Here is a 24618-nt window from a genome sequence, read left to right as displayed (position 1 = left end):
AAAAAAATGCATGAAGGCAAAATTCGCCGGTATGCATTTTTTTCTGCTTTAACAAGTTTCTTTTTCATATTCATGAGTGGATCGGAGCGGAGAAAGGCCGACTCCTGCGGGACTGTAGCGCGAATGTTGAGACCCCGCAGGAAGCAAAGCGAAGCGACGCGAACGAGGAGGCTCAAGCGCGCCCCGCGGAAAGCGTGCCTTTTGGAGCGCAGAGGCACGGTCTATGTAGAGTTTTGCCTCTTGTTTTTTTGTCAAATGCGTTCATACAGTACTTCAACGAGTAGAGAGTGATGGCTAATTAGGTGGATTATTCGAAACTACAAAAACCTACAAAACTTTAGAAGGTTTAATGGGTTCTGTTTTTTCTAAACAAATCTATTGACAGAGAATTTTTACGGGTTTAAGATAAAACTATAAATTCGGAAACGCTTTCCGATAATCGTAATAATGTTGGGGTAGAAGAATGGAGGATGTTTAGGATGGTCAACCATGCGATAAACGATTGTGATGTACTAAGATCCGCTTCTGAAGTAATGCAAATCCAAAGACTTGGAGCAATGCGCTCATCTAGTCTCAGCTTTTTACGTATTATGCTACGCAAATTGATGAGAGAAAATTGGAAAATAGAACGCACGGCATTTAATTTAGATAACGATGGTTATGGTGAAGCACTTTATACAATTACTACCCCACAAGGCCATTATACGTTTGTTGCATTGTCGCGGGAAATTAGTGATGAAAATCGAAGCGATCGTGTCATTTCCGAAAAATGGGACGTAACTTTTGCCCTTTGTGAAGGAACTATTTCTGAACTAAAACTGAAAAAAATGAGACAGGAACTACCGAAGCAAGAAATGGGACGAGGGGATGTGACAGATCTCGTCTGGTCAAGAGCGAATAAAAGTGAACGAGTTTTTAACCATGTCGTGGAAGCGCTCTCAAATGGTGAGCAACCTGACTTGAATTTTATTTATGAAATTGGCTATCTCTTCAGGACAACTGCAGTATATGGGAATGGCAAATTCGGAATTGCTCCTTATGAAAAATTGAAAGACAATCATACGTTTAGTGGAGCGTTTCAAGCCCAGATGTTTGCGGTTTATATGCTACGGCACTTCAGTTTTGAAATGGTCGAACACATCGCAAGTAAGCGAAATCCGCGCGCTGTTAAATTGCAGCCTGAAGTAAAGAAACTGTTAGGAACGGGTAATGCGACTGGTTTAGGCATGGTGCCATTTTTAATTTCACACCCTAAATTGCTGCATCAGTGGATTTGGATTCGAGAAGTTGCATTGGCACGTGCGAAGCAACAACAGCCTTCCTCAGAAGATTGTAAACGCTTTATCGATAACCTAAAACGTACCTATTCTTATTTAATCAATGCACCTATCCCTGAGCTGGAGCTGTTTGAAAATCCACGGGACTTAGCGAAAGAAGTCAAACAGATTTCTAAACTTGCAGAACAAATTTTTGTAAGGGTTCTACAAGCTGGACAGGGAACAAGTCAAAGCTGGAGAAAGTTTGTTGAGGAGGTACAAAATCATTTTTCGGTTGAAGCGCAAGAACTTGTAAACTCTCAACTAATTGAACTGTATCCAAAAGTGATTGAAGATTTGGAAAGCCAAACAAATGTGGATGATCAAATCTTTTTAGTGCCTGAAATGTCGATTAATCGTTTGCAATCAATACTAAAAAAGCAATATGGTTGGGCTTTTCAATATGACTTTAATACTCCAGAGGCTCGACATTACTTTTGGTATAGATCTGTAGAGAAAGAGGAGCCTCGTATCGGAGAACGGGGGATAGACCCAGGCGATGAACTTGCAATGCCCATGAACATAGCTGAGCAGGTGCAACAACTTGCTGTTGAGATTGAATCTTGTCATGGTGAGCAATCCGTAGCTTCATTCTTGCTGAAAAAGCCCGAGTTAAGAGGGATTGTAAGACGTATTCAATCATTGGAGGGCTTAACTTACAGTGAGGTTCAAACGAATTTAACGGGAGCAGATTTATTGCCAGTCTATTTATTGCGCTGCAAGTTAGCTATTTTTGGGGCGGAGCGGTTTGATCCTAAATCGAATCGATGGGTTAGAATTACACTATTTCAGGGGGCTCCATTAGTAGAAGAAATAGGTAGCTCGACTTTTACAGATGATTGGTTCTATCCAAATTTACCAAATTTAGAGGAGGTCAAATGATGATAGATACGAAAGATATGATGATTATTGATGCATTAGAATTAAGTAATTGGGACCGCGATTTTGTCCTTATGCTACAAAAAGGTGGTGTGACTTGTGTACACGCTTGTTGTGGATTATGGGAAAATGCGCGTGAGACATTAAGTAAAGTGGCAGGCTGGCATCGCTTCTTTGAAGAACATCAAGATTTGGTCATGCCTGTTAAGACAGGAGAAGACATTGAAACGGCTAAAGCAGTTGGGAAACTCGGTATTATTTTAGGCGCACAGAATACATCTGCCTTAGAGGATGAATTAGGTTTAGTGTCGGTGTTTAACGAACTCGGTGTGAAAATCATGCAACTTACCTATAACAATCAAAACTTAATCGGAAGCAGTTGCTACGAAGAGGTAGATCCAGGACTCTCTAGATACGGTAAGAATGTCATTAGGGAAATGAACCGCGTAGGAATGGTCATTGACTTGTCGCATGTCGGTACAAAGACTTCATTAGACACATTAGCATTATCTAGTCGTCCTGTTGCAATTACGCATGCGAATCCAGACTGGATCTATCCAACGAAACGTAACAAATCAGCAGAAGTGTTAGCTGCCTTACGTGAAAATAAAGGGGTACTAGGGGTGTGCGCGTACCCTCACTTGATCAACGGAGCAAGTACAACATTAGAAGAATTCTGCGACATGATTTCCCAAACTGTAGAGTTTATGGGGGTCGATCACGTCGGAATAGGCACCGATTTAACACATAATATGTCGGTTGACTTCCTTGCTTGGATGCGAATGGGAAGATGGACTCATGAAATTGATTATGGCGCGGGTTCTAAATCGAGTCCTGGTTGGCCGGAGTGGCCGGCATGGTTTCAAACGCCAGTGGATTTCCCGAATATCGCACAAGGTTTAGCCGCGCGTGGTATGACCTATGATGAAGTTTCGAAGATTATGGGAGGGAATTGGTACCGTTTCTTTTCGGAAGGATTTAAGGCGGAGAAGGAGTTGGAGAAATGCGTGTCTCTCACTTAGAACTATACACCCATTGTAAAAAAATCTTCCAGGCTTGTGGGGTTCCGTATGGGTATGCAGAAGAAGGTGCAGAAACCGTAGCAAATGCTGAATTCCTCGGATTATATGGTTTACAACAATTAGCTGATGAATTGTCGCACTTGCAAAGTCAGTTGGATGAATTGAAAATTGTGGCGGAACGGAATCATGTTACGAAAATAGATGGTGGTAAGCAAAGTGGTATGCTACTTGGCAAAGCTTGTGCAGATTATTTAGTCGCACAATTGCAAGATCAACACGTTGCTGCTGTTTGTGTAACTGATACAAGACCGTCACGTGTGCTGACACAGCAAGCGATTTATCTAGCTAAGAAAAAGATTGGAAGTATCATTCTATATCAATTGCCAAGCCATTCATCGTTGATACTCTCATCTCCTAGCTATGCATTTCCGATCATGATTCATAAACGGAACAATGAAGATGTCGTGGATTGGATAAATAGACAACTAGGTTTGCGGGGTGATGAATCCCTGAATCTCCCACATGAATATACGGAGTTTTGTATTTTCGGTACTACTTCTATTGGTGTAATTGATGAGTTGCTAGAAAATTTTCAGCAAACAATAGATCCCTCTTACATCATCACAACGAGTGATGATTTTGAACAGAAATGGCAGTCATCTTGGGAAAATGGGGCTGAAATTAATAAAGAACTTTGGATTGAACTAAATGAAACAGGCAAGCGGATGCTTGTAGAATCAACAGACCAATCACGTTTGCGTGGAGCGGGAGAAATGGCGTAACAAGAGAATTTACGAACTGGAGGAGATTGAAAATGATGACAGTTAAAAGTGATGTAAAAGTGTTGAAGAACTTCATTAATGGTGAATGGGTGGAAACATCAGGGTCAGATATGCTTGAAATTAGAAATCCTGCTAATCACGATGAACTAATCGTGACGGTTCGACAATCAACTGAAAAGGACGCGCAAGCAGCGATTGAAGCAGCTGAACAGGCATTTCCTGAATGGAGTAAGACGCCCTCACCTGCTAGAGGCGAATACCTATTTAAAATAGCAGCAATTATGGAAGAAGAAGCGGAGGACATTGCTCGAATTATTGTACAGGAAGAAGGCAAGACATTTACCGATGCATTAAAAGAAGTTAACTATGCAGCTGGTATTGTAAAGTTTTACGCTGGTGAAGGACGCCGAATGACGGGTAGGATTATTGAATCTGATATGCCGGGTGTTCAGATTGAATTACATAAGGAAGCACTAGGCGTGGTGTTAGTCGTCACCCCTTGGAATTTCCCGTTATCAATTCCCGCTTGGAAGATTGCTCCTGCCATTTTAAGTGGTAATACGGTCGTCCTGAAAGCATCGTCTGAAACCCCTTTAACTGCACAAAAATTTGTGGAAATTATTGAGAGGGCAGGCGTTCCAGCAGGTGTTGTGAACCAATTGGTTGGTCCTGGACGCCTTGTTACGGAGATGATTCATCATCCTGCGGTAAAAGCAATTACATTTACAGGATCCAATCGTGTAGGCAACTTGATTTATACAGAAGCTTCAAAGGATATGAAGCGTGTATTGCTTGAAATGGGCGGGAAAAACCCATTAATTGTGATGGAAGACGCCGATGTGGATGCGGCAGTCGGACTTGCGATTGCGGGAGGATACGGACAAACTGGTCAAGCATGTACCGCTACGAGCAGAGTACTAGTTCATAATGATATTCGTCAAGAATTCACAGAGAAATTAGTGGCTAAATCGAAAGAGATTAAGGTCGGAAATGGCATGGATAAAGACGTAACGATGGGACCTCAAGTAAGTGAAGGTGAGCGTCAATCTACATTGGATTTAATTAAAAAAGCAGTGGACGAGGGTGGAGAACTACTGACTGGCGGCGGGATTCCTGAATTTGAAGGTTCAGAAAAAGGATACTTTGTTGAACCAACAGTAATCGGCAACGTGAAGTCATCAATGACGATTGCACAGGAAGAAGTATTTGGTCCAGTTATTAGCATTATTGAAATTTCCTCAATTGATGAGGCGATTGATGTGGCAAATGATGTGGCATACGGTTTGTCGGCTGCTATTTGTACTAGGAATCTAACATATATGAACAGGGCGTTAAACGATATTCAAGCTGGAATTGTGAAAGTGAATATGACAACGACAGGGACTTTCTTCCAAGCTCCGTTTGGTGGATATAAGCAGTCAAGTACGGGCACGTACAAAGAACTAGGAAGCGAAGCAGTTGAGTTCTATTGCCAGAACAAAACACGTTATATCAACAGTAACTAAGTTCAATAGAGGGGATAGCTTGGTCTTTCCCCTTCTTTCTGCTAATCTGCATATGTTAGTATATTCAAAAAGAATCGAGTATCTATATTATTTGTAGAGGAGCAAGTTCATTTGAAAAAAACACCAGAAGTTTCAGCGACGGTTGTACGGGCAATTTCCGTCATAAATTATTTAAATGATGTGTCAGGACCACAAGGCGTTAGTGAAATCAGTAAAGGATTAGGATTGTCTACAACAATCGTTCATCGATTACTCACTACGTTGAAGATGGAAGGTATGGTATTTCAAGATCCGCGTTCAAAATTGTATTCATTAGGCACAGTCTTTTTAGATTATGCCAATAAAATCATGAGTGAAATGCCAATTGCGCCAATCATTGAGCCTTGGCTTATGTCGTTACGGCATGACACAGGAGAAACAGTTGGGTTCTATATGCCGACAGGCCAAATGCGTATTTGTGTACTAGAATATGAAAGTTTGCAAGAAATTAAGCGGTCTGTTGGAATTGGTAAGCGCATGCCAATCCATGTTGGGGCAAGTGGCCGAGCGATTTTGGCATTCCAGTCAGCTGAATTGCAGGAGAGACTTCTGCTCACATTGCCAAAGGATGAACGTAGCCGTTTACAGGAATTACTTGAAGAGACTAGAATTCTTGGTTACGCAACAAACGAAGAAGAGATTACGCCTAATGTGGCGGCATTATCTGCTCCAGTATTTGATCAACAAGGACGAGTAATCGGATCATTATCTATCTCAGGACCATTGTTTAGATGGAACCGGAAGACGATGGAATCGTATGTATCTGAGCTGTTGAATGCGACAAATGAAATTCAACACTCACTATTCTAATGATAAGGATGATAGCAATGAGACCAGAGGATAAGTTAAAGGAACTTGGCTTAGAGTTGCCAGAAAAACGAGCAAAAGGAGGAAATTATATTTCCTGTGTGCGTACAGGTAATCTATTGTTTTTATCAGGATCCCTTTCATATGACGTAATTGGTAAGGTCGGCGATACACTAACGATTGAAGAAGGTTATGCGGCTTCCAGACAGGCGATTCTATTTGCATTATCGACCATTAAAGAAGAAGTTGGAGAACTATCAAAAGTTAAGAAGTTTGTAAAATTGCTTGGTATGATTAACACGGCATTTGAATTTACAGGACAGGCAAAAGTGATGAATGGTGCTTCTGATTTATTAGTAGAGGTGTTTGGTGAAGAAGTTGGATCGCACGCTCGAACTGCGGTAGGTATGATGTTGCCACGCGGAGCAGCTGTAGAAATTGATGTCATTGTGGAAGTGGCATAATTTCTCCACGCTTTCGTAAAAGGTAAGCGTTTACAAAATGGTGGACGAGGAGGTTTTACATTGAATAAATACGAATCTAAAACGGATCGGCCCGTTCTACTCATAAGTGGGGGACTTCTAGTTGCTTTTGTAATTGCTTCATTTATTAATCTTGATTTTGTATCGAACATGGTGAATCAATCGTTCGCTTTTTCAATAAAATATTTCGGTGCATTTTGGCAGATATTGTTGTTAGGTACGTTTCTCATTGCGCTTTTCTTAGCGTTTTCGAAGTATGGAAAGATACGTCTAGGGGCTGCACAAAAACCTGAAATTGGCTACTTTAAGTGGCTGGCTATGATTATGACTACATTGCTAGCGGGTGGAGGAGTTTTTTGGGCGGCAGCAGAACCGATGTATCACTTCCTTGATCGTCCACCTCTTTTCGAAGGTGTTGAATCAGGAACTAGAGAAGCAGTAATTCCTGCGTTTGCACAATCGTATTTACATTGGGGCTTTCTTGCCTGGTCAATTCTTGGAACGTTAGGAACGATTGTGTTGATGTATGCACATTACCAAAAAGGAATGCCATTAAAACCGCGTACCTTGCTCTATCCTTTACTAGGTGAAAGGATTATGAGAAAAAGTGCATTAGGCACAATTATTGATGCGTTTTCAATAATTGCCGTTGCGGCAGGGACGATCGGTCCAATTGGTTTCCTTGGTCTGCAGGCTGCATATGGGATGGAAGCGCTATATGGAGTGCCGAATAACTTGACAACCCAAGTCCTTATCATTAGTAGTGTTGTTGTCATTGCTACGATTTCAGCAGTCACTGGTTTGCGGAAAGGTATCCAATTCCTGAGTAATTTAAATGTCATCATAACACTTATTTTAATGGTTGCCATTTTAGTAATCGGACCTGGTGGATTTATTATTGATACATTTATCTCTGCAAGTGGTGTTCATCTCCAGGAGTTTCTTGCAATGAGTACATTTCGTGGTGATTCTGCTTGGCTTGGTTCCTGGACAATCTTCTTTTGGGGCTGGTTCCTCGGATATGGACCAATGATGGCAATTTTTATCTCCACCATTACGCGTGGACGTACAATCCGAGAGTTGGTTTTGGCAGTATCCGTTACAGCACCGATTGTCACGGCATTTTGGTTCACTGTCGTTGGTGGAACAGGTATTTTTTATGAATTGGGTAATCCAGGTGTTGTGTCAAATGCATTAAGTACAGGTGGTATGCCGGCAGCAATGGTAGCCATCACTCAACAACTCCCGCTGGATGCCTTAATTGCGCCTCTTTTCTTGTTAGTGACCATTCTATTCGTTGTAACAACAGGTGATTCGATGGCGTATACCATTTCAGTTGCCATTACTGGAGATGGCCATCCACCTAAAAGCATGCGAGTATTTTGGGCGGTCATCATGGGAGCGGTAGCGATTGTACTATTAATGATCAGTGAAGGTGGGATTAATGCAATCCAATCTTTTATAGTTGTTACAGCAATCCCAGTTTCATTAATACTATTACCAACATTTTGGGCAGCACCAAAAGCGGCGAGAATTATGTACAAAGAGCAATTTAGTCATACAGAAGAAATGACGAACATGGAAGAAGCCGATAAAATGTGGAAGGTTGATCAAGAAACTTCTTCAAAATTGACGAAAAAATATTCTTGAGAGATGAAGTCGTGAAGAGCTAATTGTAAGTATATTAGCGACCAATGAGTGAGAATTAAAATGTAAACAAACCGGAAGCCTTCTTAATGAGGGCTGCCGGTTTGTTCTGCCTTACACTTTTTTCAGTTCAATGTTTTCAATTTCCTCTGCAATCGCTTTTGTTAAGTCTTCAGCAGTTTTCGGCACAAAGTTTTTCAAGATCGTATTGATCATCGGTCCCATCATGCCTTTTGCTGTAATATCCAAGTTTCCGATCATTTCGGTTTTGGATTCAGATACTGCAATTGCTTTGAAAAAACCATTGCCTGCAAAGTTTTCGTTCAGTCCTGTCAAATTGAACGTTACGAGCGAAGGCTCTTGCCACTCTGTAATGTCGATCTTCAGCTTAACGGTTTTTTGCATGATGCCGATATCGCCTTTGAACGTCCAAGTCGATTGCGTGTCACTTAAAATTTCATGCTCAATGTAGCCGGGAACGAGCGGCGCCCATCGATTCATATCACTGACAAAGTTCCATATCTTCTCAATCGGTAAATCCAATTCAAGTGCGTGTGTACCACTAGGCATTTCTAAATTCCTCCTCTATTATGCTAAAACGATCTCTTCAATGTGTATGCTTCTACTTTCAACATTACCCACGTGCTTTCCGGCTAAATATCCGAATGTTAAAGCTGGTCCTATCGTCCCGCCTGCACCAGGGTAAGCACCTCCAAGGATACCCATCGCTGCGTTACCAGCTGCATACAAGCCTGGAATAACATTTCCGCGGAGGCTAATCACTTGTCCATGTTCATTAATACGTGGCCCTCCATTAGTTCCTAGTGACCCCGCATGTACTGGAATCGCATAGAATGGTCCTTTTTCAATGGGTCCGATCATCGCTTCAGGTCCTTTAAAGCCGGTTGCAAACTTCTCAAAATGGAGACTACCACGGTTAAAGTCCGGATCTACATGATTGACGGCATGTTGATTGTACCGGTCAACAGTCGCTTCCAATCGGTCGGGATCGAGTTGAATTTTCTCTGCAAGCTCTCGGATGCTAGCTGCTTGTGGTACCCAGTCAGGAGCGTCTTCTCCAGGTGCCATCGTGACGATGAGCGTACGATCTTTCAATTGTTGGTCAAAGATCATCCAGACAGAAGAGTCGTTCGGATGTGACTGTGAGTTTTGATCATATGTGTAAAATGATTTTGGAAGATCCATATAGGTCGATCCTTCATTCACAAACCGCTTTGCTTGTTTATTGACCATAATGCAATTTGCCATTGCACGCGCTTGACTGTCTATTTGGTTGTATACTTTTCCTTCGTATTCAATCGTAGGATCCACATAGGCAGGTGACCACCACGCTTCACTCATGTTGCCGAGTGCTGCGCCCGCCTCCATTGCCATAATGAGTCCGTCGCCTTCATTATAAGAAGGGGACTGAGGGTGTGTAATGGCACCTTTCAAGAAGGAACGGACAAGTTCTTTGTTCCATTCAAAACCACCTGAAGCAATGACGACACCTTTCTTTGCGGCGATGAATAAATCAGTACCTTCTTCAGTCTCCGCTCGAACCCCAATGACTGCTCCTTCATCATCCATGACAAGTTCTTTACCAGGTGTTTTTGTTAATGCAGGAATGCCACGATCTAGCACTCCTTTAAAGAGACTACCCGCCAACGCTCTTCCCATCGTTGTAATGTTGTTTTCCATTCGTGTTGCGACAAGATTGAAGTCAATGTCAGCCGGATCGACTGCGCCGCCTTCTGCCAATGTAAGAGGTGGGAAAATCGGATTTCTTCTAATTTTATCTGCCCACTCGCCGAGATCGTTTAACGGAAACGGGAGAGGGTCAAGCGATCTTCCTTCTTGCTTTCCACCTGGCAAATCTGCGTAGTAGTCTCCATATCCTTTAGGCACCGCAAACTTCACAGGTGTATGTTCATGTAAATAGTCGATCATTTTCGCACCGTTTTCGATGAACACATCAATGAGCTCAGGATCGGGCTCTTTACCACCTGTTAACTTCGTAATGTACGTTTTCGCTTCTTCATGTGAATCACCAAGACCGAGTTCTTTCATGTAGCGATTGTTCGGAATCCATGGAATCCCTCCAGAAAAAGCAGTTGTACCCCCGATTTGGTCCGCTTTCTCAAGAATGAGTACTTCAGCACCTTGATCATGTGCAAGAATCGCACTCGTTAACGCTGCGCCGCCACTTCCTAACACAATTACATCAGTTTCGACGTCCCACTTTACGTTTTTTCTAATTACCAACTTAATACCCCCCATATTCATTTGGAAATCGTTTGAAGAAACCAACAACAAAATGACTGTGTAAAACTAAGACTATTTTATTAATTTACTTTATTGACACCGTGTCGTTAGGTATAATTATAGCTAACAATACTTTTATGACAATAAACATTTTTCAGATTAATGTTGTGTTGTCGGCAAATTGATGGGAAATGTCTAGTAGTGAAAGGATAATCGACAGGGGGAGCAGAAGTGTCTACAAAGGTGGATCCACGGGTACAACGAACGAAAGCGATGTTTCAGGAAGCACTATTGGCGTTATTGGAAGAAAAGGATTACAAAAAAATTACGGTAAGGGAAATTTCAGAACGTTCCCGATTAAATCGTGCTACATTTTATTTACATTATTACGACAAGGAACAATTGCTGGAGCAACTGATGGATGAAGCGCTAGAGGATTTACGTAAAAGTGTTCAAGTGAATGATTATGAGTACAAATACGACAGTGATAATCCTCATCCAATATTTGTGAGGCTTTTTGAGAAGATGATTGAACGGAATCAGTTTTATCAAATCATGCTGGCGCATGAAAAAGTGCCCTATTTCATTGACTCGGTGAAACGGATTATTGAGACATTCGTGAGGGAAGGTGCTCAATATATGATTAATGATCAGCATACATTTAAAGTGCCGATGGAAATTTCAATTGCCTACATTACGTCTGCTTATTTAGGTGTCATCATTTGGTGGTTAAAAAATGATATGCCGCATACGCCGACGTACATGGCAAAGCAGCTAACAACAATGTCGACGGTTGGACCGATGGTGGACAATCCGTATTTGCGCTAAGTTGTAGTTAGTTTTAGTGAACTGGCAAGGCGCATAGGAAAGCTAATAAAAAATGCATGAAGGTCAATAACCCTCATGCATTTTGTCAATTTTTTAGTGAATACTCATGAGTGCAGAGAAACGCCCTCGAGGTTGGCACATCCTCAATAATTGTAGTGCTTTACACATTCTAATATTCCACTCCAGAACGAGAGTGCGTTTTAAACGCTTCTTCATTCGGATCAAAAAAGTCTTCTGTGTAATTTGCTACAAATTCGCCTTTGTCAATGTATCCAGCACCCCATGTAGGATCCATTGTTAGCCATTCACCGTCAACTTTCACTTCCACCCATGCATGTCGTGCAAAATTAAAACCTGATCCCGCTGTACCTGCAATATATCTAGCTTCCATACCACCTGCCCGTAGAATTGCAATTGCAAGATACGTATAATCTTGGCAAATCCCTGTTTTTAAATCAAGCACTTTTAATGCACTATCGTCCCACTCAAACTCATTATTCTTCATCTTATTCACGTCATAAGAAATCGTCTTTGCAGTATATTCATATACGGCTTTCGCTTTTTCGCGATCCGACATCGACTCTTTCATGAGCTCATCTGCGAGTGCGAGTATATCGATGGAATCTGACTGGACACCCCTAGATGGTAATGTATCACGTTGATCTTCTGTGGCGGTACTTTCAACAGAGAATTCAGCTACGTTGTAATAGTAGAACTTGGCACTGTTTTTCTCTTTGATCTCTGGTACACTCACAATGACTTCATAGGTTCCTGGTCCAAATCGCAAATAAAACTCGTCATCAAATTTGTAATCCGTTACAGGAATAACAGCAAGTGCTTCGTCTCCATCTTTTTTGGTTGTAATATATAGATGGGTTGTTTCTTTTGCGAAGGGAGCATCTTTGTCAATGGTTCCTTTAATCCGATACGTGTGATCCGTTTCTTGACCGCCATAAGTAGGAAATTCAAGCGCGACTCCTCTTTCATCATAAGTTGTCGTATAAGTGATGGGTTCAGTCACAAGATCGGACGTATTTTCAATATAGAGGATGGTTCCTTCCTGGTAATAGTTCTCTCTTTCCTTGTCTGGTACATACACGTTTAGTTTGTGTACACCTTTACCGTAAAACAACGGAATGTCGTATTGGAACTCTCCATTCTTGACAGGGAGGACGTGTTTCCAAGCTTCACCGTCTTTCTTTAGCTCGATCATAACCGTTTCATGATCAATAGCAGTTGTGCCTTTAACGGTAAAGACCTCGTTTTCTTCCACGTAGCCACTTGCAGGTTGTTCAATTGTCAAATGTGCATCTTGGGCGAATGCTGTGTACGTGATATCGCGTTGTACGGTAGGATTCACATTATATACATTGAACTTTACTAGATCATAATAGTAATTCTCTCGGTCTTTACTAGGAAGAAGTACAGTAACCCGATAGTCACCTTCTCCATTAAATAAGGTTACATCTTGTTTGAATTTCCCGTCTGTGATGGGTGCATAATACTCCATGGTATTGTCCGTATTTGCCTCTCCATCATACTGGAGCTTAATCCATACATATTGACCTTGTAACTGTTCATACTGTTCCACATTCCCTTCAACCGTCACAACTTCATTCACTGCAAAGTTTGTGTGGCTAGGCTGTGAGAGGGTAGCACCAACTTCATCGCCATAACTTGTAAGCTCTAATGGTGTCATTTCAAGTTCAGCATTTTTCTTTTCCACCGCTATTGCAAAATCATCTTTCGGTTCTTCTGCCTCTACAGTTTTTTTCTCAGAAGGGGCTGCAGACTCATTCGAGCATGCAAGCAACATTCCTGAGCAAAGTAGACAAAAAAAGAGTCCGATCGCTTGCTTACTAAACATTGATTTCCTCCTAACGATTTACCAGTTACCTATACTATAACAATATTTTGTGAATCGTGCTAAATTAGCATCACAAGTCTGTGAGGGGAACTTGATAAAAGGGGGAAAACGCAAAAAAAGCAAAAACTTCTAGTTTCTACAACCAGAAGTTTTTGCGTGTTAGAAAGATTGTCTTACAATCCAGCTTTTACATCTTCAATCATGATTTTAATGGATTGTAATCCGCCACCTGCAAGGTACCAAGGGCCACCGTTTAAGTAAACGATTTTACCATTTTTATAAGCGTTCGTTTTCTTGACAATGTCGTTTTCAATCGCATTTTTTACACTTGCATTCGCATCAAATGCAGAATCGCGGTCAATAACGAAAAGGATGTCAGGATTTTGTTCCATTACGTATTCGAATGAAATGCTTTGACCATGTGTAGATTTCTCAATGTTTACGTCAGCAGGCTTGAATCCAAAAACATCATGGATAATTCCGAAACGAGAGCTTGGTCCATAAGCGCTGACTTTCTCTTCGTTCCCCATAATAATTAACGTCTTTTCATCTTTAGCTGCTGCTTTTCCCTTAATCTCTTCAATAGAAGCGTTCACTTCAGCTAATTCAGCTTTCACTTTATCTTCTTTACCGAAAAGTTTACCGATTGTTTCCATGTTGCTTGTAAATGAATCCATATAGTTCGTGTAGTCTACACCCATGTATACAGTTGGAGCAATCTTCTTGAATTCTTCATATAGATCTGATTGACGAGCAGAGATGAAAATGACGTCAGGTTGCATTGCATGAATTGCTTCGAAATCAGGTTCTTTCAAGCTTCCAAGATTCTCGTATTCATCACCCTTATACTTTTCCAAGTACTGAGGAATCGTTGCTTGTGGAAGACCCGCAACTGGAATATTCAATTCATCTAATGTATCTAATACACCAAAGTCGAAGACAACAACTTTCTCAGGTGTTTTCTCGAATACAACTTCTTCTTCATCTAGCTCATGCTTAATGGAAACTGGTGTAGTTTCTTCAGTTGCTGGTTTGTCAGCATCTGTTCCTGTTGCTCCATTCGTATTGGAATCTTTATCACTGCTCGTTCCGCATGCAGCTAGAACAAAAAGTAGTGATAAAACAAGTGTAAATAAAGACCATTTCTTCATGCTTGACTATCTCCTTTTCCATCTTCTGATTTTCGGAATTGATATTGATTAATAGTGATAATCATTATCAGTTACCTTACAAACTTGATTTTATCAGATTAAAATGGAATGTCAACTATTAATTGAAAATCATTATCAGTTACGTGCGAACTTTCTATGCTATGGGATACGAAGAAAACATGTATATCATTGTGCAACAAGAAAAGAATCCATTCGTCCTTTCTTTGGAGATGAATAGATCGTATAAATTCTCGTATCCTTAATGGTATATAGAAAGGGTTTCTGAAAAAGAAGAATGCCTGATTTTCATAGCGAGTCATCCATTGCCCAAAGCAAGTAAATCCACCCTAATAATAGGTCATCTTACAGACAAAAACGGCATTCCTGCGCTACAATTCTATAAGAGAAAATTATTGGTCAAATCAGTTTAGGAGGAATAGAAGTGGTTTTTATTCGTAATCAGCTTTCAAGCTATGGAGTGGAGCCACCTTGGCTTGATCCTGTTGCTTTTATCATACTTATTACCTGCATTACGCTTCTATGCGTCATTGCAAACTTCATTACAAAAAAAGTCGTCATCCGCTTTATCACGCATATTGTCAGCAAAAATAAGTACAAATGGGATGATGTATTAGTAGAGCGAAAAGTGTTCCATAAGTTATCGCATTTTGTCCCTGCCATCATTATTTATTACTTTGCTGCGTCATTTCCGACGTATCGGACGGCGATAGAAACGTTAGCAATCACGTACATTATGATCGTAGCGTTTAGTGTGATGAACCGCTTGTTAACAGTGTTCAATGATATTTACCAAACGTATGAAATTGCAAAGACGAAGCCAATTAAAGGCTATATCCAAGTAGCGAAAATCACGATTATCATCATCGGAACCATCCTCGTCATTGCTAATTTGCTAGGAGAAAGTCCGTTAATCTTGCTGAGTGGAATCGGTGCGCTCTCAGCCGTGTTCATGTTAGTGTTCAAAGATTCATTATTAGGCCTCGTTGCAGGGGTTCAATTGTCTGCGAATGACATGGTGCGAGTCGGGGACTGGATTGAAATGCCGAAATATGGGGCGGACGGAGATGTTATCGATATTTCATTAAACACGGTCATGGTCCGTAATTTTGATCGGACAGTCACGATGATACCGAGTTATGCGCTCATATCCGATTCGTTCATTAACTGGAGAGGGATGCAAGAATCCGGGGGGCGCCGTATTAAACGTGCCCTGCATATTGACACGTCAAGCATTGCATTTTGCTCGAAAGAATTGCTCGATCATTTAAGAGAAATTCACTTTCTAAGCGACTACATTACGGAACGTGAATTGGAAATTGAAACATACAATACGACCAAAAGCATCAATCGGAGAAATGTGGTCAACGGGCGTGCGCTTACAAATATAGGCGTATTTCGAGTCTATGTACATGAATATTTGAAACGACACCCTGGCATCCATCAGGAGATGACGTTGATGGTTCGTCAATTGGCTCCAAGTGAAAACGGTCTGCCGTTAGAAATCTATGCCTTTACGAATAGTACGCAATGGACAATCTACGAGGCTGTGCAAGCGGATATTTTTGACCATCTATTTGCCGTAGCGGGTCAATTTGGACTTCGTGTATTCCAAAATCCTGCAGGAAGTGATTTTAAGTGGATGCCACAACGTGCTACTAGTGAAGGGGATAGGTATGAATTAAATGAAAAAAGTGAGTAGGAATTTCCCGTTCCTCTCACTTTTTTTCGTTTATTTATTCAATATAGACGCTGTTCATGTGGACATGGCGGAAACCCATGGATATCTTGAATCGTGCGTAAATCGTACTGCTTCATAGCAAATTGCGTATGGTATAGGTATTCGATAAGTAGCAATTTACCATCCGAGAAACCGCATAATACACCTGACGTACCTTGCCCGTTCTGAAATGAAACCCCGACTGGCTGTCCCGTTAAATAGTGAACTTTTTGCTGCCAATGCATGACTGACACTCCTTCCACTGTAGTATATTAGACGGTGAGGAGTTAGGTGCCTGGCCATTGGATCGTATCGTTTGAGAAAGGAATATGAAACTTCTCTCCATTCAAACCGTACAGTTAATAGAATTCATATTATGGAAAGGGGAGGAAAACCATCGCTAGGAGAATTTCAAATTTCTTTGGGTGTTTAGGCTGCTTCCTTCCATTAGGTGCGGCTGGACTATTCATTCATGCAATTTTTAATGGCTATGGTCTGAAGGCTTTTTTATTGCTTGTAATTGCTTGCGTGATAGCGATGAAACTGTTTGCACAAGCACAGAGGATCGAGGATAAACAAGTAGAAGTGCTTCGCAAAAAGCTCCAATCCTTGCAACTGAATGGAGTGGCTTCTTCCAGACTACGTACATTTATTGCGGCAGATGCATTGGCGAAAGTTTCGCTAGATGGGGACAAGCAACAGATATATTTGTGGAGAGCTCAAAGTCATGAAGGGGAACTGCTGGAGAAACCGCAGAAGAATATGTCGTATGAGACATTCAGTTATAAGGCTGAATTACTCGAATCGGTTTCTGTCCTTGCAGACGACCACGTACTGTCCACTTCAAACCAAACAGACCTGAAAGGTGATGAGCAAAGTGCTACATCAGAGAGTGGAAAAGTGGAAAGAATTACACTTCTTCTTCAAGTGACAGACGAAAAATATCCCTTTCATCCAATTCGTTTCTACCATAAACCCAATTTAGGATTAGTAAAGGGTTCAGCTGACTATAAAAAAGTTATTGAAGAAGTTATGGATTGGTTTGAGTCCTTGTCAGAATTGACCTGTGTGAAAGATGGTATTGAACAACAGGGTGATCTTCAAGTGAACGAACGGTTTGATTGGGAAGAGGCGGACAGTGAACGCTCGAAACTTCCAGAGGTGGAGGGAGAGCATGCACATGGAGAATTTAAAGAAGTTACGAACGAAATCTCTCATAGTTCTGAAGTTCGGGAAGAGGACCTAGTTGCTGTAAACTGTGTTGAAGTTAAAGAGCAAGAAGCCAATGAAAATGAGCGAATAGTAGAGGAGTCTTCAGAAGTACGAACAGTGTCCGAAACGAAAGAAATGAGTGAAGAAGAAAGCGAGAATAAAGAAGTAGAGAAAAGTGTTCCGTACGAGTATAGCCACAGCGTTGATAGTGAAATTTCAAATGTGACAACAGAACCTGCAGAAAATGAACTCTCTTACTTTGAAAAGCTGATAAAACAAAACAAAGAGCAGTTGAATGCAGAGCGGAAAAAGTGAAAAAGTGGCCTGAGAACTTAAGGCCACTTTTTCAGGGTGAATATTGATGACTAAGCATAAGAAAAGCGAGTGGCGGGAAGGGAAAGCACTTGCCACGTCATTATGCTTGATCCGCATCAACAACGGAACACGCTCGCATCACAACGTAATAGCTTCGTATCGCAAGATTCCTCTCTCGTATCACAACGTAACCCACTCGCAACACAACACTCGAGCCGCATCACAACGTAATAGCTTCGTATCGCAAGATTCCTCTCTCGTATCACAACGTAACCCGCTCGCAACACAACACTCGAGCCGCATCACAACGTAATAGCTTCGTATCACAACATTCCTCTCTCGTATCACAACGTAACCCACTCGCAACACAACACTCGAGCCGCATCACAACGTAATAGCTTCGTATCGCAAGATTCCTCTCTCGTATCACAACGTAACCCGCTCGCAACACAACACTCGAGCCGCATCACAACGTAATAGCTTCGTATCACAACATTCCTCTCTCGTATCACAACGTAACCTGCTCGCATCACAACACTCGAGCCATCCCATACTATTAAAATCGACATGAACACTCAGAAATCTAGAAAACCTCCACTCGATTTCGGCCATTCAGTTTTGCTTGGTACAAAGCTTTATCACATCTGGATATGAGTGTGTGGACGGTGTCACCTGGAAGATACGAAGCAATTCCGAAACTACCCGTTAGCGGTTCATTTATAGGAAATGCGTGTTGCTCCATAAGGGATCGAATCTTCTCGGAAAGTTGTAGTGCTTCACCCTCTGTAGTTTCTTGACAAATGATTAGGAATTCTTCACCACCCCATCTGCCAATTACATCTTTTTCTCGCTGAATCCTTGTAAGTAATTTTGCCGTTTCAATTAAAATTGCATCTCCGACTTGATGGCCGTATGTATCATTGACCGTTTTAAACTTATCGATGTCTAGTAAAATAATCGAGAGCGGTTGATTGTCATTCGCTGCTCGCTTGAAAGCGACATCCATCATAGAATCCAGTCGAAAACGATTGGCAAGTTGTGTCAGTCTATCCGTATTTGCTAGGTATTCAAGTTCCCTTTTTGCTTTTTCTAACTGTTGCGTCCGTTCCAACACTTTATCCTCAAGCGTTTCAGTCAACGCTTGTTGCATGCGTTCATTTTCACTTTTAATAATACTAATTTTATCGCCTAAAGCGAGCGATAAAAATAAAGCTTCAAAAATTGCCCCGATTGCAGGGACATCTTCATATATACGCGGGTGCAGAGGAATAATCCCTAAGAAACCTAAACCCTGTACAACAATGGAGCTTAAGAGAATCGTCCACCCAATCATGTAAAATCGTGCGGATTTAAGGCCTTTCCTAAGCAACTGGAATCCTGATATCCATAGTAAAACGAGGACAATCATCGTGAAAACAGTTGTTACGTCATTAATCATACTGACATTTGGGGTAAGTATTGCTGCAACAAACAATAGAATGTTTAGCCATAAGGCGATGGTCAATAAACGGTAAAACTTTGGCAAGTTCTTTTTTAATTCAAGAAATTCCCTTCCGAATAGAATCATGAACAACACTAATAAGTTGCAACTTAACACCAATGATCGCGTAAAAAACCATTCGGGTACAAGTTGACCTAATAACTCAATGTCAAATGTATTCATGGTAGCTTGAAATACCATGAAGCTCCACATGTAACAAACGTAAAACAGATATGCTTTTTCTCGTAGTGAAAAGTATAAGAATAAATTATAAATAGATAATGCCGTTAAGAAACCGTAAAATGCTCCGGTGAAAAATTTGTAGGAAATAATTTTTTGTATGAATTCATTTGTTGTATACAGAGAAGAAATCACTGTCAATGGAAGGGAACCCTCTAATCTCAGATAGATTTCTGAGACAGTTGATGGATTATCGATGGTAAATAAAATCGAGCGGAAATGAATTGGCCGATTTTCTAAGTTCGAAAAACCACCTGTTTGTATTTCATAAGAACCGTCCTCATTTACAAGATACATTGTAATACTCTCTAGTTTATCAATTAGTTCGAGCCAGTAGGATTTATCGTGCTCCAACAGTAATTCATCTGCTTGTAAGCGAAGCCAAACGACATCATCTGTATGCCAAAAATTTAAGTAGTTATCGGTACTGGCAGTGAAGGATGAATGATAATCGTCGGTTAATAAGTCGTCGATCGTAAGTGATGCAGACGAATCACGGAATATCTCATAATAAGGGCCAAGTTTTAATGAGGAGGAAGATCTGGATGTTGGATTGGTTAAAAGAGAATAGAAAGAAAATATCACACCGACAATGAGAACAATGAAAGTTAGTCGTCGGGTAGTCGTATGAATCAGTTTTGTTTTCCTCATTAAACCTATCTGCCTCCAAAGTTACTATTTATTTAGGTAGAATTTACTTATTTGTATAGAATACCACGTTGATAACTAGATACAAAATACAATTTACAAGAATTCTTTGATTTCGCAACACAGGGAAATCCATGGCGAGACTTTACAGCGCAGAGAGTGGTCCTAATATATACAAAAATCGGTTTGACAAGCGATGGGCTAGAAGATATATTTGTGAAATAAATGAGAATTATTATCAATGCGCTAGTAGGAATGTTAAAGATGGCTATAAATCATATTTTAGAAACGGACAAGACCATCTATAAATGGATGAAAAGGATGACGACAAATGAGTTTTCACCAATTATCGACAAGTATTCCCCTTGTTGAAAATATAGCAACTTATTCAGATACACAAAATTGCGTACATGCTGAGAATCATGCCATTCTTATCGTTACGCATGGTCATGTCAAAATTACTACTTCCCGTCAAGCTCCTTTCATCTGTACAGAAGGGTTTGCACTGCATGTCGATGACTATCCGATACAAATTGACATGCCAAAAACGAAACTCTCCGAGTACGTGATAATTTCGTATAAGATGCTACATGCTGAACAGGGGTGGAGTTTAAAGGGACCTCTATTTTCAACGAGTGTCGGAAAAATCCTTCATTTGGTAGAAGAGTTAATCCGCATACGAGCGCTTCATAATGCCAATCAAGTCGAAGCATTAACAGCCATGAAGGAGCGGCTCTTGCTTGAAAGGATATTATTCATATACATGGTAGAAACGGCCATGAACAATGAGAAGAAATCGACCTTGGATTTAGTAAAAGAGACTATTCCCTATATGAATCAGCATTATATGGTTGATATTACATTGCCAATGCTTGCACAGCGCGCTAGATTAAGTGTTGGACATTATACCGTACTATTTAAGAAACTGACGGGGACAACTGTTAATACCTATCTCATCAATTTGCGAATAGAAAAAGCGAAACTATTATTAGTGCAAACAGATTTAACGGCAAAGGAAATTGCATCCATGGTTGGCTGTGCAGATTACTTTCATTTTAGTCGTAGTTTCAAAAAGATTGTCGGATGTGCACCTTCAATTTATCGTGAGCAAGAAGAAAGTCTGCAAATATGACATGTTAGTTCTTGCGTATTGATATGTTCAACTAGGTTCATTTGAACGATAATGAGAATCATAATCATTTAAGGAGGAACACAAGATGAACCATCGGCGTAAAAAATTACTGGGCTTTGCCGTTCTATTTGTTTTATTAGTAAGTCTTATTGGTTGCGGCAAGTCAACGGATGATCAAACAAAAAAGCAAGAACCAAAAGATATAAATCAAAATGGGAATGAAATTCAACATGCAATGGGTACAACAGCTCTTGCTGAAAATCCTGAAAAAGTAGTTGTCTTGGAATTTAGTTATGTGGATGCACTCATGACTCTTGATGTTCAACCAATCGGCATTGCGGATGATGATAATCCTGCGTTATTCATGGATACTGTTAAAGAGCAGTTGGGTGACTATACATCGATCGGCTCACGTTATGAACCGAACATTGAGCTGCTAAGTTCTCTTCAACCGGATTTAATTATCGCGGACTTGAATCATCATAAAGCAATCTACGACCAATTAAAGAAAATTGCTCCAACGATTGTTTTAGATGATCACCAAGCCGATTACAGCCAAATGCTCGATAATTACTTGGTCATCGCTAAAGCGGTAGGGAAAGAAGAGGAAGGGAAAAAGCGACTGCAACAGCATAATGAGAAGATCGATGCATTGAAGGCTGGCCTAGCAAATGCAGAAATGACAATTTTGCCTGCTGTAACGAATCCCGAAGGTTTCTTTGCTCATTCTGATCACTCGTATGTAGGGTCATTTTTAACTAGTCTTGGCTTTGATGATCCGGTGAAAAGTGAAGATTCTTATCCAAAGTTAAGCCTTGAGCAACTGGTGGAGACGAACCCCGAAGCAATTTTCTTAATGCCAGCCACTGAAGAGACCATTGTAGATGTGTGGTCTGAAAATCCTTTGTGGCAAGAAATTGAAGCTGTTAAAAACAATAAAGTGTTTACAGTGGAAAGAAGAGATTGGGCATTATCCAGGGGGCTAATAGGGTCTGAAAAAATAATTGATGATCTTAGCAATCAACTAGGTGTGAATTGATATGGTTACCAATCGATTTGAGAGGCAGAAGCGTACAGCGTTTCTGCTCTTCTTATTTCCACTAGTAATCGTGCTTTGTTTGTTTGGTTTCTTCTTAAGTTTGAAGTGGGGACAAGCGTCTGTTTCATGGTCAACTTTTTTCGAAGCGATTACATTTCAAGGGCAGGGAAGAGAGCATCTATATATTCAAACGTTAAGACTGCCAAGAGCACTTGGCACATTTTTAGTCGGTGTACACATGGCGTTGGCGGGTTTACTGACACAGGCCATTACGAAAAATCCGGTCGCCTCTCCCCATGTTTTTGGTATTAACGCAGGTGCATCATTTGCTGTAGTAATCGGCCTCTTGTTATTTACAAATTTCTCACTAACTGGCGCTATTTATTTCGCATTTTTGGGTGCTGTGCTTGGAGCAGTACTGGTCTTTTTGCTAGCCGGAATCGATCAAAAGCAACATATCCAATTAGTGTTAGCAGGTATCGCCATCCACTTTCTCTTTACCTCATTGACAGAAGGTCTTATTATTCTTAACCAACAGTCCACGGAAAGTATGCTGTTTTGGTTAGTTGGCGCAGTGGACCAATTAGGTTGGTATGAACTAAAAACAATCTTGCCGTGGACATTCTTTGGCATATTACTATTTGCAATCATGCTGCCTTCATTTAAGTTATTGGTTTTAGATGATGATGTAGCTGCTGGGTTAGGACAACGTGTAATGGCTGTAAAAGTTACTGGCATGCTGATTGTCATTTTACTAGCTGGATCTGCAGTTGCAATTTGCGGTCCTATCGGTTTTGTTGGTTTGCTAGTACCTCATATTGCACGCTCGCTTGTTGGTTATGACCTGAAAGTACTTGTTCCACTTACAGCGTTGTTAGGGGGCATGCTTCTTATTTATGCGGATTTGCTCAGTCGCTTTATCGCTTTTCCTTATGAATCGCCTGTAGGAATTGTTACGGCATTAATAGGCGGGCCTTTCTTCATCTATTTAGCACGAAAGAAAGGGGTCACAGAGAGATGAAGAAAACTTGGATAATTGTCTATGCGTTTTTCTTGATGGTTGCTCTATTCTTTCTCTCGCTAAGTGTCGGAACGGTTATGATTTCTCCTGCAAATCTATGGAGTAGTCTGTTCGGAGAAAATGAACAATTCTCTTTCATCATTTTTGAGTATCGCTTTCCAAGAGTGATCATTAGTATACTCGCCGGTTTCGGATTAGCGGTCTCTGGTGTGATTTTACAAAGTATAGTTCGTAATCCTTTAGCGAGCCCTGACGTTATAGGTGTTACAAAAGGAGCAGGATTTTTCGCAGCTTTCGTATTGTTCGTATTTCCAAGCTCACCAGTGTATGTACTTCCTGCAGCAGCTCTTTTTGGAGCGCTCGTAGTTTTTGTACTGCTATTCCTTATTACAAGACGTTTTACATTAAAACCAGCTTCTTTTGCGCTTGTCGGCATTGCGCTTGGTGCCATTTTTCAATCCGGCATTCAATTTTTACTGGTGAAGTTTCCAACTGATATTAATATGGCGCTGTTGTGGATGTCAGGAAGCTTATGGGGAAGAAGCTGGCTTGATGTATACGCTCTGTTACCTTGGATTGCCATCCTTATCCCGATTGCATGGATGCAATACAAAAAGTTAAATGTCTTGCAATTAGGAGATGACCTCAGCCAATCTTTAGGGGTCGTCGTCATTCCCCAACGATTTTGGTTGTTGTTATTATCGGTCTCGTTAGCCGGCTTTTCAGTTGCGTCGATAGGTGCCATCGGTTTCATCGGACTGATTGCACCACATATTGCACGTAAACTTGTTGGGAGCAGTCATCAATACGTAATCCCTTTAGCTGCACTAGTTGGTGCGAATTTACTGTTACTGTCCGATATAATCGGTAGAGTGGTCATTCTTCCAAGGGAAGTTCCTGTCGGCATCATGACCGCTATCATCGGCGCTCCATACTTTGTCTATCTTCTTCGAAAGGAGAATAAGCGTATCCGTTAGGATGAAAATTGTAACGGTAGCTACCGGCCAACAGTGAAAAGTCACATGCTCACTGTTGGCCAAGTTTAATAAATGGGGGATCAAAGATGTAAATACTTTGTATCACAACGTAACAGCTGCGCATCGCAACATCCTTCATTCGTATCACAACGTAATCCGCTCGCAACACAACACTCGCTTCAAGTTGAAAATACCACCTCACACTAGCAACACGTGTAAGATGGTA

The 24618-nt window shown here is 41.0% G+C and carries 21 protein-coding genes; 15 read left to right on the top strand and 6 right to left on the bottom strand.

Going from position 1 to position 24618, the window contains the following annotated elements; genetic code table 11:
* Positions 1-479 precede the first annotated feature (479 nt).
* The 7 genes from QT711_RS10915 to QT711_RS10885 all read left to right on the top strand — a co-directional run bounded on the left by QT711_RS10915 (position 480) and on the right by QT711_RS10885 (position 8482).
* Positions 480-2198, top strand: a complete 1719-nt coding sequence (locus QT711_RS10915; RefSeq protein WP_317944201.1) for a hypothetical protein — start codon at positions 480-482, stop codon at positions 2196-2198.
* Entirely contained in the window at positions 2198-3217 is a 1020-nt protein-coding gene (locus tag QT711_RS10910) for a membrane dipeptidase (protein WP_317944199.1), read from the top strand. Before QT711_RS10915 ends, QT711_RS10910 begins: the two co-directional genes overlap by 1 nt.
* Positions 3199-3999, top strand: a complete 801-nt coding sequence (locus tag QT711_RS10905) for a DUF3726 domain-containing protein (protein ID WP_317944197.1) — start codon at positions 3199-3201, stop codon at positions 3997-3999. Before QT711_RS10910 ends, QT711_RS10905 begins: the two co-directional genes overlap by 19 nt.
* 35 nt (positions 4000-4034) lie before the next feature.
* Positions 4035-5504 carry an aldehyde dehydrogenase family protein gene (locus QT711_RS10900; RefSeq protein WP_317944195.1) on the top strand — a complete coding sequence of 490 codons (1470 nt, stop codon included), beginning with the start codon at positions 4035-4037 and terminating at the stop codon, positions 5502-5504.
* A 111-nt stretch (positions 5505-5615) separates the two neighbouring features.
* On the top strand, positions 5616-6353 hold the full coding sequence (locus QT711_RS10895; protein WP_317944194.1) for an IclR family transcriptional regulator: 738 nt from the start codon (positions 5616-5618) through the stop codon (positions 6351-6353).
* 17 nt (positions 6354-6370) lie between these two features.
* Positions 6371-6814 (top strand): RidA family protein, encoded by a 444-nt coding sequence (locus QT711_RS10890; RefSeq protein ID WP_317944193.1) that lies wholly within the window; start codon positions 6371-6373, stop codon positions 6812-6814.
* Positions 6815-6874: 60 nt separating this feature from the next.
* Positions 6875-8482: a BCCT family transporter gene (locus QT711_RS10885; RefSeq protein ID WP_317944191.1), complete on the top strand. Its 1608-nt coding sequence runs from the start codon at positions 6875-6877 to the stop codon at positions 8480-8482.
* Positions 8483-8593: 111 nt separating this feature from the next.
* Here QT711_RS10885 and QT711_RS10880 read toward each other — a convergent pair whose 3' ends face one another.
* Both QT711_RS10880 and QT711_RS10875 read right to left on the bottom strand, forming a co-directional pair.
* Complete coding sequence (locus tag QT711_RS10880) at positions 8594-9049, bottom strand: CoxG family protein (protein WP_317944189.1); 456 nt, start codon at positions 9047-9049, stop codon at positions 8594-8596.
* Positions 9050-9067: 18 nt separating this feature from the next.
* Positions 9068-10744: an FAD-dependent oxidoreductase gene (locus QT711_RS10875; RefSeq protein WP_317944187.1), complete on the bottom strand. Its 1677-nt coding sequence runs from the start codon at positions 10742-10744 to the stop codon at positions 9068-9070.
* Positions 10745-10975: 231 nt separating this feature from the next.
* Between QT711_RS10875 and QT711_RS10870 the strand changes: the two genes are divergently transcribed.
* A complete protein-coding gene (locus QT711_RS10870) occupies positions 10976-11572 on the top strand; it encodes a TetR/AcrR family transcriptional regulator (RefSeq protein ID WP_317944185.1) in 597 nt (198 codons plus the stop codon).
* Positions 11573-11741: 169 nt separating this feature from the next.
* Here the strand turns inward: QT711_RS10870 and QT711_RS10865 are convergent, their stop codons facing one another.
* Together QT711_RS10865 and QT711_RS10860 are read right to left on the bottom strand one after the other, a co-directional pair.
* On the bottom strand, positions 11742-13439 hold the full coding sequence (locus QT711_RS10865; protein WP_317944183.1) for a transglutaminase domain-containing protein: 1698 nt from the start codon (positions 13437-13439) through the stop codon (positions 11742-11744).
* A gap of 173 nt (positions 13440-13612) precedes the next feature.
* A complete protein-coding gene (locus tag QT711_RS10860) occupies positions 13613-14590 on the bottom strand; it encodes a siderophore ABC transporter substrate-binding protein (RefSeq protein WP_317944181.1) in 978 nt (325 codons plus the stop codon).
* Between the two features lie 442 nt (positions 14591-15032).
* Here QT711_RS10860 and QT711_RS10855 point away from each other — a divergent pair, with 442 nt between their 5' ends.
* Positions 15033-16310 (top strand): mechanosensitive ion channel family protein, encoded by a 1278-nt coding sequence (locus QT711_RS10855; RefSeq protein WP_317944180.1) that lies wholly within the window; start codon positions 15033-15035, stop codon positions 16308-16310.
* Positions 16311-16348: 38 nt separating this feature from the next.
* Here the strand turns inward: QT711_RS10855 and QT711_RS10850 are convergent, their stop codons facing one another.
* Positions 16349-16573, bottom strand: a complete 225-nt coding sequence (locus QT711_RS10850) for a hypothetical protein (RefSeq protein WP_317944178.1) — start codon at positions 16571-16573, stop codon at positions 16349-16351.
* Between the two features lie 283 nt (positions 16574-16856).
* Here QT711_RS10850 and QT711_RS10845 point away from each other — a divergent pair, with 283 nt between their 5' ends.
* Positions 16857-17855, top strand: coding sequence for a hypothetical protein (locus tag QT711_RS10845; RefSeq protein WP_317944176.1), 999 nt, complete (start codon positions 16857-16859; stop codon positions 17853-17855).
* Between the two features lie 583 nt (positions 17856-18438).
* Here QT711_RS10845 and QT711_RS10840 read toward each other — a convergent pair.
* Positions 18439-20226, bottom strand: a complete 1788-nt coding sequence (locus QT711_RS10840) for a sensor domain-containing diguanylate cyclase (RefSeq protein ID WP_317944174.1) — start codon at positions 20224-20226, stop codon at positions 18439-18441.
* Positions 20227-20448: 222 nt separating this feature from the next.
* Here QT711_RS10840 and QT711_RS10835 point away from each other — a divergent pair, with 222 nt between their 5' ends.
* The 5 genes from QT711_RS10835 (at position 20449) to QT711_RS10815 (ending at position 24392) form a co-directional block, all read left to right on the top strand.
* Positions 20449-20595 carry a hypothetical protein gene (locus tag QT711_RS10835; RefSeq protein ID WP_317944172.1) on the top strand — a complete coding sequence of 49 codons (147 nt, stop codon included), beginning with the start codon at positions 20449-20451 and terminating at the stop codon, positions 20593-20595.
* Entirely contained in the window at positions 20555-21355 is an 801-nt protein-coding gene (locus tag QT711_RS10830; protein WP_317944170.1) for a helix-turn-helix transcriptional regulator, read from the top strand. Before QT711_RS10835 ends, QT711_RS10830 begins: the two co-directional genes overlap by 41 nt.
* A gap of 85 nt (positions 21356-21440) precedes the next feature.
* Positions 21441-22394, top strand: coding sequence for an ABC transporter substrate-binding protein (locus QT711_RS10825; protein ID WP_317944169.1), 954 nt, complete (start codon positions 21441-21443; stop codon positions 22392-22394).
* A gap of 1 nt (position 22395) precedes the next feature.
* A complete protein-coding gene (locus tag QT711_RS10820; RefSeq protein WP_317944167.1) occupies positions 22396-23415 on the top strand; it encodes a FecCD family ABC transporter permease in 1020 nt (339 codons plus the stop codon).
* Complete coding sequence (locus tag QT711_RS10815) at positions 23412-24392, top strand: FecCD family ABC transporter permease (protein ID WP_317944165.1); 981 nt, start codon at positions 23412-23414, stop codon at positions 24390-24392. Before QT711_RS10820 ends, QT711_RS10815 begins: the two co-directional genes overlap by 4 nt.
* Positions 24393-24618 lie beyond the last annotated feature (226 nt).

The sequence above is a fragment of the Sporosarcina saromensis genome, assembly GCF_033253735.1.
GTDB classification, from domain to species: domain Bacteria; phylum Bacillota; class Bacilli; order Bacillales_A; family Planococcaceae; genus Sporosarcina; species Sporosarcina saromensis.
The sequence above is the reverse complement of the archived record's forward strand: the minus strand, read 5'-3'. Positions and strand labels throughout refer to the sequence as shown.